This is a genomic window from Neisseria sp., from assembly GCF_030523955.1.
Taxonomy (GTDB): Bacteria; Pseudomonadota; Gammaproteobacteria; order Burkholderiales; family Neisseriaceae; genus Neisseria.
Genome location: NZ_JAUNHL010000005.1, coordinates 54,138 through 66,995 on the forward strand (window position 1 = coordinate 54,138; position 12,858 = coordinate 66,995).

Sequence of the window (12,858 nt, forward strand, 5' to 3'; positions counted from 1 at the left end):
TCAAGCATTTTTCTGAAGAAGTTTAAAATGAAAAGTCATACGGGCAAATCGGGCGGGATTTTATCCGTTATAATGGCATGCGTTTAATATCAAATTAATATGCCTGTCTGAAAGAACAATATATGCAAAATGCAAACAACTTATGCTGGCTCGATATGGAAATGACCGGATTAAACCCAGAGCAGAATAAGATTATCGAGGTGGCAATGATCATCACAGATGCCGATTTGAATGTATTGGCGCAATCGGAAGTATATGTTATTCATCAAAGTGATGAGGTTTTAAACGGCATGGACGAATGGAATACCGCCACCCACGGCCGTACCGGCCTTACCCAACGGGTACGCGATTCCCGTTTAACGGAAGCCGAAGCGGAGCAAAAACTGCTGGATTTTATGTCTGCCTGGATTCCCGAGAAAGCCTCGCCGATGTGCGGCAACACCATTCATCAAGACCGCCGCTTTATGGTGCGCTACATGCCCAAGCTCGAGGCATATTTCCACTACCGCAATCTGGACGTTTCCACCCTGAAAGAATTGGCGCGCCGCTGGCATCCGGCGGTAGCCAAAGGCGTGGTAAAACGCGGTTCGCATCAAGCGTTGGACGATATTCTGGAGAGTATTGAGGAAATGCGTTATTACCGCGAACATTTTTTAAAATTGCCCGCCGCCCAACAAAGTTAATGTTTCAGACAGGCATCATTACTTATGGCAAGCTTAACCGACTTCGCCCCGATTGGCACCGCTCGCACCATCATCAGGTAGCTTGCCGGCGTGCCGATTTACAATAAACCGCCCGCCGGAGCGAAAAATGGTGGCGGTTTTGTTATTTAAAGTTTTTACCGGCCTGCAAACCTCCATAAAAAATACTAAAAACTGAAAAGCCGCCCTACAGAAAACCTGTATGATGATAAAAAACCCTGTTCACCTAAGAGAAGAAACCATGAACCCCACCCTCACCCCCGCTTGGCAACAATTGGCCGCTCATCAGGCCGCTACCGAATCCGTTCACATGCGCGAGCAGTTCGCCGCCGAACCCGACCGTTTCGAGCGCATGCACGAACGCCTACCCGGCATGCTGGTTGATTTCAGCAAAAACCGCATTTCCGAAGAAACACTGGATTTATTGTGCCAACTGGCCGAACAAACCGGCATCAAAGAGAAGCTGCAAGCCATGCGCGAAGGTGAGTTGGTGAATTACAGCGAACAGCGCGCCGCACTGCACACCGCCTTGCGCCTACCCGCCAATGCCGCACCGGTGTATGTGCGCGGAGAAAACGTGGTGCCTCTGCTGCATCAGGCATTGGATGCAGCGCTCTCGTTTGCAGAACAGGTATTGAGCGGCGAGCACAAAGGCGCTACCGGCGAGCGCATCACCGATTTGGTTCACATCGGCATCGGCGGTTCCGATCTCGGCCCGCAGATGGCGGCATTGGCCTTGCAACGTTTCTGGCGCAACGTGCGCGTCCATTTTGTCGCCAACGCCGATGATGCGGCGATTGCCAATGTGCTGGCGCAAGTCAAAGCCGAAACCACCTTATTTAGCATCGCCAGCAAATCCTTCGGTACGCCGGAAACCTTGCTCAACGCCCATGCCGCACGCAATTGGTTTTTACAGCAGGGCATGAAAGAGACCGATATCCGCCAACATTTCATCGCCATTTCCACCAATCATCAAGCCGTACAAGCCTTCGGCATTGCACCGGAGCGCACTTTCGCCATGTTCGACTGGGTAGGCGGCCGCTATTCCGTGTGGTCGGCCATCGGTTTTCCGCTGATGGTGGCGGTAGGCGCCGAGCGTTTCCGCGAGTTTCTCGCCGGCGCGCACGCGATGGACGAACATTTCTTCAACACCCCCTTCCGCCACAACATCCCGGTATTGCTGGCGCTCCTGGGCATTTGGTACAGCAACTTTTACGGCGCCGAGAGCCATGCGGTGATTCCGTACAGCCACCCGCTGCGCCGTTTTGCCGCCCATTTGCAACAACTGGATATGGAAAGCAACGGCAAACACACTACCGCGATCGCCGGAGAAGAAGTCGATTGGCAAACCGGCCCGATTATCTGGGGCGAAGAAGGCGTTAACTGCCAGCACGCCTTTTTCCAACTGATCCACCAAGGCACGCGCCTGATTCCGGTGGACTTTATCGTACCGATGTCCACTCCTTACGGCATCGGCCGCCAGCACCGTTTCCTCGTCGCCAACGCCTTTGCCCAAGCCGAAGCGCTGATGCGCGGCAAAACCTTTGACGAAGCCTATGCCTCGCTTGGCGCCACCCCTGAAGCCGAACGCGCCGAATTGGCACGCCAAAACGTGTTCCACGGCAACCGCCCGAGCAACACCATTTTGGTGGACGACATCACCCCCTATACTTTGGGCATGCTGATTGCGATGTATGAACACAAAGTGGTTACCCAAGGCGCGGTGTGGGACATCAACTCCTTCGACCAATGGGGCGTGGAATACGGCAAAGTGCTGGCCAAAACCATCGAACCCGAGCTGGCCGGCGAAGCACAGCCTGCCCACGACAGCTCCACCAACGGCTTGATCGCCTATTTCCACGAACGCCAAAGCCGGTAAAACAAGGTTTACCTGCCAAACGCCGCCCCATCTTTTATCCGGGCGGCGTTTTTTATAGCAGATTTAATTACTTCGATACAAGGCAGCAAGCCGCAGACAGTACAAGTAGTACGGCAAGGCGCAGCAACGCCGTAGCGAAAGTTAAGTTAATCTGCCATATCATCCCTTACATCCGACAACAGGCGTACAATAAATAAAAGCCGATACCCGCCAACGGCTTGGATCCGTTTCCAAAATACCGGCAACATCGGCAATCACGGAGCACCGCCATGGCTAAAAAATTCCCCCTGCACCCCAAACACCCCGAGCGCATTTGCTGGGGCTGCGACAAATATTGCAGCGCCGAAGACTTATTATGCGGCAACGGCAGCGAGCGCATCCAACACCCCTGCGAAATGGACGGCGACGAATGGTACCGCAACGGCGACTGGAGCAACCTCTTAACCGAAGCGCAAATGCGCGAAGCCGGCATCATCCCGATTGTGCCGGCGCCAAGCGTGAAACCGCATATCAAACTGCCTTTAAAAAACAAACATTAAGAAAATTGGTAAATGCCTGTCTGAAAGGTTTCAGACAGGCATTTACCAAGCATAAGCATCGGAAAAAGTTCGTGCGATATGGTCTGGATACCTTTGCAAAAAACTTTTTAATCCTGAATTTATTGATATCTCGTCATACTCGGGCTTGACCCGAGTATCTGCTTTTTCTTCTCAAACAAACAGATGCTCGGGTCAAGCCCGAGCATGACGCACGTGTTTTCAGGTATCGACAAGAATTTTGCAAAGGTCTCGGTCTATCAACTTACAAAACACCCACATCCTATTCGGGTTTGTCCGCAGGCATAGCGCAGAAGTTTGAAGGCGCCGAAAGAAATATTGCAAAGGCCTCACCAATCATGCCTGTCTGAAAACCCGTTACCACCTTCGCCCGCCTGCCCAAGCACCAGCCTTTGCGTTAAAATACCGCCTCGATTATTTTCCTTTTTTCTACCCACGGAACCCTTATGAAAGCGATGATTCTGGCCGCCGGTCGCGGCGAACGCATGCGGCCGTTAACCGACCGCCATCCCAAACCTTTATTGCCCGTGGGCCGGGAACCCTTAATCGGCTGGCATTTGCGCCGCCTGAAAGAAGCCGGGATTACCGAAATCGTAATCAACCATGCCTGGCTGGGCCGGCAAATCGAAGAAACCCTACAAGACGGCGCGGCTTACGGCGTCTCCATCGCCTATTCCGCCGAGGGCGAAAAAGGCCTGGAAACCGCCGGCGGCATTGCCACCGCGCTGCCTTTGCTGGGCGACGAACCCTTTTTGGTGGTCAACGGCGATGTGCTGACCGATATTAATTTTACCACCGCCAAACAACGCGCCGCATCCTTGCGCCCGCAACAGCATCTGGCGCATTTATGGCTGGTCGGCAACCCTGAACACAATCCCAGCGGCGATTTTGCGTTGGCCGACAGCGGCATGGTACGCAGCACCAGCGAATCAGGCGGCCGCATGCTGACGTTCAGCGGCATCGGCGTATATGATCCGGCCTTATTCGCCGATACCCCGCCGCATCAAGCCGCCAAACTTGCCCCCTTGCTGCGTGCGGCAATGGATGCCGGCCAAGTTAGCGGCGAAGCGCATAGCGGTTTGTGGCTGGATGTCGGCACACCCGAACGGCTGGCCGAAGCCGACCGTTTGGCGCAAGCTTGGTAAGCCGCTTTACTTACCCGCAAAAAGTTTCAGACAGGCATTTTCATTAGAAATGCCTGTCTGAAACTTTTGAACGGTGCTTGATAGAGTTATAGCGGATTTAATGACTTCGATACAAAGCAGCAAGGCTTGTTTTGTTTGGCAAACGGCGGCTGTTTTTTCAGACAGGCAGAAAGCTTTTGCACAGCCCGGAAAAAGTTGATTTGCCGCCATAATCGGAATGCCCCAATTATGGCGTGCATATTAACTGTTCAGGCCGTCTGAAAAGGTTTTCAGACGGCCTTTTGTGCTAAACTCACGCAATATTAAACAAATTGCGAGAGTTTGAGAAACCATGAAAGTTACCAAACCACCCAAAATAGAAAACATTCTGTTGGATAACGTATTCACAAAAATAGAAAATCTTTTCGAGCAGCTTCTTCCCGAAGCCAACCAACAGATACAGCAATTGGAAAATACTCTGGTTTCGGAAACAGAAAAAGAAACTGCCGGCAAGCCGTTGAAAACCGTCGGTTTGAATTTGCATCTGCCCCAAGAACAAACTTTGCATGAAGCAGAAGCCCTATACAAAGAATATTACTCTTTAATAACTACCCACAAAGCCACCGACAACCAAGGCCGTTATTTATATTGGGATAAAATCAAATATAAATACGGCAAACAGGCGGAGTTGGTTTGGGCGGCCACCAAAATCAACCGCTTGGCGGGTAAAAAGAAAATTACCTGTTTTCCCAATCATGAATTCAGTTTCTGCGTTCCCGACAGCATGCAGGCGCTGCTGCATTTTATCGATCAAAAATGCGGCAGCCATATCTTGCTTTCAGACGGCGCAACGCTGTCGGAAGCAGATAAAAAAACTTTGATGATGGAAGAGTCCATTACTTCCGCCCAGCTCGAGGGAGCCGTTACCACACGCCAAGCCGCAAAAGAGTTGCTGGAATCGCGGCGGAAAAAACCGAAAGACAAGCATGAAAGAATGATCGTAAACAACCATAGGCTGATGCAGAAAGCAGCAGGCCTGAAAAGCGAACCTTTAAGCATAGACTTAATTTTATCGCTGCACCGCACCGCCACCGAAGACGCCATCGACAATCAGGCCGTTTCAGGGGAGTTCCGTCAATCCGACGATATTCATATTGCCGACTACGACGGCAATCATATCTACCAGCCGCCGAAATTCAGCGAAGTGCCGCAACTGATGCAGTCGTTATGCGATTTTGCCAACACCGAACATGACGGCATCAATAATGCTCTGTTTATCCACCCCGTTGCCAAAGCCATCATGCTGCACTTCTTTATCGGCTACATACACCCGTTCGGCGACGGCAACGGCCGCACCGCAAGAGCTTTGTTTTATTGGTTTATGCTGAAAAACGGCTACACCCTGTTTGAATACATTTCCATCAGCCGCCTGCTGAACAAAGCCCCTGCAAAATATGCCCAATCTTATCTGTATACGGAATCCGACGATTTGGATTTAACCTATTTCATTTATTACCAACTGGACATTGTCAAACGCGCCATTTCGGATTTGCAGGCTTATGTGAAACGACAGTCGGCCGAACTGCAAAATTTCACCGCCCAAATTACCCGTTTTGCCAAAACCAACGGCCTGAACCGCCGGCAGATTGAAATACTCCAAACCGCCGTAAAAGAGCCGGGCAGGATTTTTACCGTCAAAGACGTAGCGGCACAATTTCAAACTGCCGAAAACACATCCCGCACCGACTTGAAGAAATTATCGGTTTTAGGATTGATGGAAACTTTGAAAACAGGCAATGCCGTTGATTTTATTGCCATAGAAGATTTAACAGAACGACTGAAACAATAAAATCAGGCCTGTCTGAAAATATTTTCAGACAGGCCTTTCTTTATGTGCCCGCGTTTTTTCAAACCACTTCCAACTTCGCAAACTTAGTATCCAAATCCTTCACCCCCTGTTTGCCGAAATTAATCGTCAACCTTGCCGATTCGCCTTTGTCCACCGCATCAATAATCACGCCGGTGCCGAATTTGGCGTGGCGCACGTTTTGGCCGATGCGGAAACCGTGGTATTGCTGGGGTAAATCATAAGTTTCGATGATGCGGTTTTTGGCTTTGGGCGCGTCGGTGAAGCTGTTGAAGCGCTGCGGGGCGGGCGAGAGGCGGTGGATGACTTCGGGCGGGATTTCTTCGACGAAACGCGAAACGATGCCGAAATGGGTTTGGCCGTGCAGCAGGCGCTGTTGGGCCATGCTGATGTAGAGGCGTTTTTTGGCGCGGGTGATGGCCACATACATCAGGCGGCGTTCTTCTTCGAGGCCGCCGCGCTCGGCGAGGCTGTATTCGCTGGGAAACAGCCCTTCTTCCATGCCGGTGAGGAAAACGGCGTCGAATTCCAGCCCTTTGGCGGCGTGCACGGTCATCATTTGCAGGGCTTCTTCGCCGGCGCCGGCCTGGTTTTCGCCGGATTCGAGGGCGGCGTTGCTTAAAAAGGCGAGAATGGGAAACAGCGGGCTTTCGGCGGCGTTGTCGGGCAGGATTTCGAAGTTGCTTTCAGACGGCCTGAAGGCGACGGCGGCGTTGATGAGTTCGTCGAGGTTGTCGAGGCGGTCTTGGTGGTCGCCTTTTTGGGTTTTGTAGTATTCGACAAGGCCGCTGTCGCGGGTAACGGCGAGCATCATTTCTTGCAGGGATACGTTGGGGGCTTGGGCGCGCAAATCTTCAATCAGGCGCACGAAGGCGGCGACTTTGGCGGCTTTGGCGCCCATGCCGCAGGCGGCCTGCCACAGGGATATGCCCTGCTCTTCGGCGGCGGCTTGGATGTTTTCGATGGTGCGGGTGCCGATGCCGCGCGGGGGGGTGTTGATCACGCGCAAGAGGGCGTTGTCGTCGTCGGGGTTGACGGCCAGCCGCAGGTAGGCGAGCGCGTGTTTGATTTCCTGGCGTTCGTAAAAGCGCAGGCCGCCGTAGATTTTGTAGGGGATGCCGGCGGCGAACAGGGCTTGTTCGATGATGCGCGATTGGGCGTTGCTGCGGTAGAGCACGGCCATGTGATCGAGCGGCCAGCCTTCGCGTTGCAGGGATTTGGCTTCGTCGATGATGAATTGTGCTTCGTCGAAATCGACGGGGGCGGTGTAGAAGCGGATTTTGTCGCCGTTGTCGGCATCGGTGCGCAGGTTTTTGCCGAGCCGATCGGCGTTGTTTTCGATTACGGCGTTGGCGGCGGCGAGGATGTGGCCGTCTGAACGGTAGTTTTGCTCGAGCTTGATCGGCGCTTCGATGTTGAATTCGCGCATTAAGGCGGTCATGTTGCCGACGTGGGCGCCGCGGAAGCGGTAGATGGATTGGTCGTCGTCGCCCACGGCGAACACGGCGGCGGTGTCGCCCGCCATTAATTTCAGCCAGGCGTATTGCAGTTTGTTGGTGTCTTGGAATTCGTCGACCAGAATATGGTTGAAGCGGTTTTGATAGTGGCGGCGCAGGATTTCGTTGGCTTGCAGCATTTCGTAGCTTCGCAGCATCAGCTCGGCAAAATCGACCACGCCTTCGCGGTTGCAGGTTTTATCGTATTCGGCGTAGCACTCGATCAGGCGTTGGGTGTGCGGGTCGGGCGCGGTGAGCTGCGATGCGCGCAGGCCGTTTTCTTTTTGGGCGTTGATAAAGCCTTGCAGCGAGCGCGGGGCGATGATTTCTTCGGCGATGTTGAGCTGTTTGAGCAGGCGTTTGATCAGGGCGAGCTGGTCGCCGCTGTCGAGAATCTGAAAGGTGGAAGGCAGGCCGGCATCTTTGTGGTGCAGACGCAAAAAGCGGTGACACAGGCCGTGGAAAGTGCCCAGCCACATGGCGCGCACGTTAACGGGAATCATCGCGCCCAAGCGGGTTTGCATTTCTTTGGCGGCTTTGTTGGTGAAGGTTACGGCTAGAATACTGTGCACGCTCGCTTGCCCGCTTTGCAAAAGCCAGGCGATGCGGGTGGTGAGCACGCGGGTTTTGCCGCTGCCCGCGCCCGCCAACACCAGCGCGGATTGCGGCGGCCAGGTAACGGCGGAAAGTTGTTCGGGGTTCAAGCCTTGCAGCAGGCCGGCGGATGGGTTTTGGGAAAGCATAATCAGGCCGTCTGAAAAAATATTAAAGATAGGCGTTATTGTAAGGGATAAGGCCGTTTGAAAACGAAAAGGTTTGGTTTTCAGACGGCCTTTCTGCCTGCAAACCCATCATCAACTTTAAACATTCCCGTCATACTCGGGCTTGACCCGAGTATCTCCTTTCTTGCGGAACCACCAAGATACTCGGGTCAAGCCCGAGTATGACGGCGGTTTTCAGACGGCCTGACGGTTTTCTAATCCCAAAGAACTAGCCCGCTAATTCAAACGCCCGCTTTTTCCTAGCCTTTTGCTGCGGCGGCAAACCCTTTCGGTGCATATTTTCCGGCGAGAGGCTGTTTTATATTCCAAAGTGTAAAAAATTATTTTTCAGACAGGCAATAGTGAATTCACTTACTTCGGTACAAGGCAGCAAGCCGAAGACAGTACAGGTAGTACGACAAGGCGCAGCAACGCCGTAACGGAGTAAGTGAATTCACTATATGCCTCTCTGAAACGACAAGCCAAAGGAATACATCATGAGCCACTTTTTAGACCGCCTGAAATTCTTCAGCAAACAACACGAGCCGTTTGCCAACGGGCACGGCGTGTTAACCACGGAAGACCGCAAGTGGGAAAACGCCTACCGCAGCCGCTGGCAGCACGATAAAGTGGTGCGCTCCACCCACGGCGTGAACTGCACCGGCTCTTGCAGTTGGAAGGTGTATGTGAAAAACGGCCTGATCACTTGGGAAACCCAGCAAACCGATTATCCGCGCACCCGCCCCGATTTGCCCAACCACGAGCCGAGGGGCTGCCCGCGCGGGGCTTCTTACAGCTGGTATGTGTATTCCGCCCAGCGCGTGAAATACCCGATGATGCGCGGCGTGCTGGCCGAAATGTGGCGGCAGGCGCGCAAAACCATGAACCCGATTGAAGCGTGGGCGTATATCGTGGAAGACGAAACGCGCGCCAAATCCTATAAAACCCAGCGCGGCTTGGGCGGCTTCGTGCGCGCTTCTTGGGAAGAAGCCAACGAGATGGTGGCGGCGGCCAATGCCTACACCATTAAAAACTACGGCCCCGACCGCGTAATCGGCTTCTCGCCGATTCCGGCGATGTCGATGGTGAGCTATGCGGCGGGCGTGCGCTACTTAAGCCTGCTCGGCGGCGTGGCCTTATCGTTTTACGACTGGTATTGCGACCTGCCGCCCGCCAGCCCGCAGATTTGGGGCGAACAAACCGACGTGGCCGAATCGGCCGACTGGTATAACTCGAATTATCTGATGGTGTGGGGTTCCAACGTGCCGATGACGCGCACGCCCGACGCGCACTTCTACACCGAAGTGCGCTACAAAGGCACCAAAACCGTGGCCGTTTCTTCCGATTTCGGCGAAATGGCCAAGTTCGGCGACATCTGGCTCGCCCCCAAACAAGGCACCGACGCCGCCCTCGCGATGGCGATGGGCCATGTGATTCTGAAAGAATTCCACCTCGAAAACCCCTCGCCCTACTTCACCGACTACATCCGCCGCCTCACCGATATGCCGATGCTGGTGCGCCTGGAAGCCGACGGCAAAGGCTATGCGCCCAAATATTTCCTGCGCGCCTCCGAATTGAGCGGTAACTTCGGCGAAGCGCAAAACCCCGAATGGAAAACGCTGGTGTGGGACGAGCTTTCAGACGGCCTCGCCGTACCCAACGGCTCCATCGGCTTCCGCTGGGACGGCAGCCGCAAATGGAACCTCGAAACGCTGGCGCAGGGCAAGGAAGCACAGGGCGCGCTGTCGCTGAAAAACAGCGCCGACGAAACCGCCAGCGTGGGCTTCACCTATTTCGGCGGCGAACACGACGACATGATCTACCGCAAAGTGCCCGCCAAACGCATTCCTTTAGCCAACGGCGAAACCGCGCTGGTGGCCACCGTGTTTGATTTAATGGTGGCCAACTACGGCATCGACAACGGCTTGGGTTGCGAAAACTCGGCCAAAGATTACAGCGAAGACAAACCCTACACCCCCGCCTGGCAGGAAAAACACACCGGCGTAAACCCCCGGCTGGTGGTTCAGGTAGCCCGCGAGTTCGCCCAAAACGCGCACGACACCGAAGGCCGCAGCATGGTGATTGTGGGCGCCGGCCTCAACCACTGGTATCACATGGACATGACCTACCGCGGCATCATCAACATGCTGATGATGTGCGGCGCCATCGGCAAATCCGGCGGCGGCTGGTGCCACTATGTGGGGCAGGAAAAACTGCGCCCGCAATCCGGCTGGATTCCGCTCACCTTCGCCACCGACTGGCACCGCCCGCCGCGCCAGATGAACGGCACTTCGTTCTTCTATGCCCACACCAGCCAATGGCGGCACGAAAAAGTGGGTGCCGACGAAATCCTCGCCCCCAATGCCGACGGCAGCATGGGCAGTATTTCGATGATTGACTACAACGCCAAAGCCGAACGCATGGGCTGGCTGCCCAGCGCGCCGCAACTGGGCGCCAACCCGCTCGACATTGCCGACGAAGCCGCAGCCGCCGGCGCCGATGCCGCGCAATATGTGGCAGGCCGTCTGAAAGACGGCTCGCTCGACATGGCCTGCAACGATCCCGACAACCCGCAAAACTTCCCGCGCAACCTGTTTGTGTGGCGCTCCAACCTGCTCGGCTCATCCGGCAAAGGCCACGAATATTTTCTGAAATACCTGCTCGGCACCCAAAACGCCGTGTTGGGCGACGAAAACGACGAAGACTGCATCAGGCCGTCTGAAATCACCGTGCGCCCCGCCGCCGAAGGCAAGCTCGACCTGCTTACCGTGCTCGATTTCCGCATGTCCACCACCTGCCTCTACGGCGACATCGTCTTGCCCACCGCCACCTGGTATGAAAAAGACGACCTCAACACCTCCGATATGCACCCCTTCATCCACCCCCTAACCGAAGCCGTGCAGCCCCTGTGGCAGAGCAAAACCGACTGGGAAATCTACAAAGGCTTCGCCAAAAAATTCAGCGAGCTGGCCAAAGACTACCTCGGCGTACGCAAAGACATCGTCTTAACCCCCCTCATGCACGACAGCCCGCAGGAACTCGGCCAACCCTTCGACCCGAAAGACTGGAAACACGGCGAATGCGACCCCGTTCCCGGCAAAACCATGCCCGCCGTTACCGTGGTTGAACGCGACTACGGCGCCGTTTACGAAAAATTCACCAGCATCGGCCCCCTGCTCGAAAAAGTGAACAACAACGGCAAAGGCATGGCGTGGGACACCAAACACGAAGTCGAATTTCTGCGCAAACTCAACGGCGTGCGCGAAGAAGGCGCGGGAGCCGGCCAGCCGAAAATCGACACCGCCATCGACGCCTGCGAAATGGTGCTCACCCTCGCGCCCGAAACCAACGGCCACGTGGCCAAAAAAGCCTGGGAAGCCTTGGGCAAAACCACCGGCCGCGACCACACCCACCTGATTAACAGCAGCGAGCACACCGCCATCCGTTTCCGCGACATCGTCGCCCAGCCGCGCAAAATCGTAACCTCGCCGATCTGGTCGGGCGTGGAAAGCGAAGAAGTGTGCTACAACGCCGGCTACACCAACGTGCACGAACTGATTCCGTGGCGCACCCTCACCGGCCGCCAGCAGTTCTACCAAGACCACAAATGGATGCGTGATTTCGGCGAACACCTGTGCGTGTACAAACCCGCCGTCGATTTCAAAACCACCCAAAAACTGCTGGGCAAATACCCCAACGGCAACAAAGAAATCACCCTTAATTTCTTAACGCCGCACCAAAAATGGGGCATACACAGCACCTATTCCGAAAACCTGCGCATGCTCACCCTCTCGCGCGGCGGGCCGCACGTTTGGATCAGCGAAACCGATGCCAAAAAAGCCGGCATCACGGATAACGACTGGGTGGAAGTGTTCAACGCCAACGGCACCATCGCCTGCCGCGCCGTGGTCAGCCAGCGCATCCCCGAAACCATGATCCTGATGTATCACGCGCAGGAAAAAATCGTCCACACCCCCGCAGCCGAAGTGTCCAAAAAACGCGGCGGCATCCACAACTCGGTTACCCGCGCCATCCTGAAGCCCACCCACATGATCGGCGGCTACGCCCAACTGGCCTACGGCTTCAACTACTACGGCACGGTAGGCTCCAACCGCGACGAATGGGTGATTGTGCGCAAAATGAAAAACATCGATTGGATGGATACGCCGGTGAAATAAGGCCGTCTGAAAAAGCGGTTTTACGAAAAAACAGTTTCAGACGGCCTGCAAAGGCTGTCTGAAACACAAAACACAAGGAACACTATTATGAAAATCAGGGCACAAGTCGGCATGGTTCTGAACTTGGACAAATGCATCGGCTGCCACACCTGCTCCGTTACCTGCAAAAACGTGTGGACTTCGCGCGACGGGGTGGAATATGCGTGGTTTAACAATGTGGAAACCAAGCCGGGCATCGGTTTTCCGAAAAACTGGGAAGACCAGGAAAAATGGAACGGCGGCTGGGTGCGCAAGC

Annotated in this window: 8 protein-coding genes and 1 pseudogene; 7 read left to right on the forward strand and 2 right to left on the reverse strand. The window is 54.7% G+C overall.

Annotated features, from left to right (window positions below):
* The first annotated feature begins 122 nt into the window (after window positions 1-122).
* The 4 genes from orn (at window position 123) to murU (ending at window position 4,282) form a co-directional block, all read left to right on the forward strand.
* Window positions 123-683 carry an oligoribonuclease gene (orn, locus tag Q4C79_RS02120; protein WP_303089384.1) on the forward strand — a complete coding sequence of 187 codons (561 nt, stop codon included), beginning with the start codon at window positions 123-125 and terminating at the stop codon, window positions 681-683.
* A 259-nt stretch (window positions 684-942) separates the two neighbouring features.
* Window positions 943-2,580 carry a glucose-6-phosphate isomerase gene (pgi, locus tag Q4C79_RS02125; protein ID WP_303089391.1) on the forward strand — a complete coding sequence of 546 codons (1,638 nt, stop codon included), beginning with the start codon at window positions 943-945 and terminating at the stop codon, window positions 2,578-2,580.
* A 269-nt stretch (window positions 2,581-2,849) separates the two neighbouring features.
* Window positions 2,850-3,119 (forward strand): DUF3079 domain-containing protein, encoded by a 270-nt coding sequence (locus Q4C79_RS02130; RefSeq protein ID WP_303089385.1) that lies wholly within the window; start codon window positions 2,850-2,852, stop codon window positions 3,117-3,119.
* A 464-nt stretch (window positions 3,120-3,583) separates the two neighbouring features.
* Window positions 3,584-4,282 (forward strand): N-acetylmuramate alpha-1-phosphate uridylyltransferase MurU, encoded by a 699-nt coding sequence (gene murU, locus Q4C79_RS02135; protein WP_303089386.1) that lies wholly within the window; start codon window positions 3,584-3,586, stop codon window positions 4,280-4,282.
* Between the two features lie 6 nt (window positions 4,283-4,288).
* On the opposite strand, the gene Q4C79_RS02140 is transcribed toward murU, so the two are convergent.
* Entirely contained in the window at window positions 4,289-4,492 is a 204-nt protein-coding gene (locus tag Q4C79_RS02140; protein WP_303089387.1) for a hypothetical protein, read from the reverse strand.
* 121 nt (window positions 4,493-4,613) lie between these two features.
* Here Q4C79_RS02140 and Q4C79_RS02145 point away from each other — a divergent pair, with 121 nt between their 5' ends.
* Entirely contained in the window at window positions 4,614-6,110 is a 1,497-nt protein-coding gene (locus Q4C79_RS02145) for a Fic family protein (RefSeq protein ID WP_303089388.1), read from the forward strand.
* Between the two features lie 58 nt (window positions 6,111-6,168).
* Here Q4C79_RS02145 and Q4C79_RS02150 read toward each other — a convergent pair whose 3' ends face one another.
* Window positions 6,169-8,367 carry a UvrD-helicase domain-containing protein gene (locus Q4C79_RS02150; protein ID WP_303089389.1) on the reverse strand — a complete coding sequence of 733 codons (2,199 nt, stop codon included), beginning with the start codon at window positions 8,365-8,367 and terminating at the stop codon, window positions 6,169-6,171.
* 515 nt (window positions 8,368-8,882) lie between these two features.
* Here Q4C79_RS02150 and Q4C79_RS02155 point away from each other — a divergent pair.
* Window positions 8,883-12,563, forward strand: coding sequence for a nitrate reductase subunit alpha (locus tag Q4C79_RS02155; protein ID WP_303089390.1), 3,681 nt, complete (start codon window positions 8,883-8,885; stop codon window positions 12,561-12,563).
* Window positions 12,564-12,650: 87 nt separating this feature from the next.
* A pseudogene (narH, locus tag Q4C79_RS02160) lies at window positions 12,651-12,858 on the forward strand (nitrate reductase subunit beta); the annotation flags it as partial.

Excerpts from the sequence above, each read along its gene's own strand:
- orn (WP_303089384.1), top strand. The coding sequence starts at position 123 with ATGCAAAATGCAAACAACTTATGCTGGCTCGATATGGAAATGACCGGA.
- pgi (WP_303089391.1), top strand. The coding sequence starts at position 943 with ATGAACCCCACCCTCACCCCCGCTTGGCAACAATTGGCCGCTCATCAG.
- Q4C79_RS02130 (WP_303089385.1), top strand. The coding sequence starts at position 2,850 with ATGGCTAAAAAATTCCCCCTGCACCCCAAACACCCCGAGCGCATTTGC.
- murU (WP_303089386.1), top strand. The coding sequence starts at position 3,584 with ATGAAAGCGATGATTCTGGCCGCCGGTCGCGGCGAACGCATGCGGCCG.
- Q4C79_RS02140 (WP_303089387.1), bottom strand. The coding sequence starts at position 4,492 with ATGGCGGCAAATCAACTTTTTCCGGGCTGTGCAAAAGCTTTCTGCCTG.
- Q4C79_RS02145 (WP_303089388.1), top strand. The coding sequence starts at position 4,614 with ATGAAAGTTACCAAACCACCCAAAATAGAAAACATTCTGTTGGATAAC.
- Q4C79_RS02150 (WP_303089389.1), bottom strand. The coding sequence starts at position 8,367 with ATGCTTTCCCAAAACCCATCCGCCGGCCTGCTGCAAGGCTTGAACCCC.
- Q4C79_RS02155 (WP_303089390.1), top strand. The coding sequence starts at position 8,883 with ATGAGCCACTTTTTAGACCGCCTGAAATTCTTCAGCAAACAACACGAG.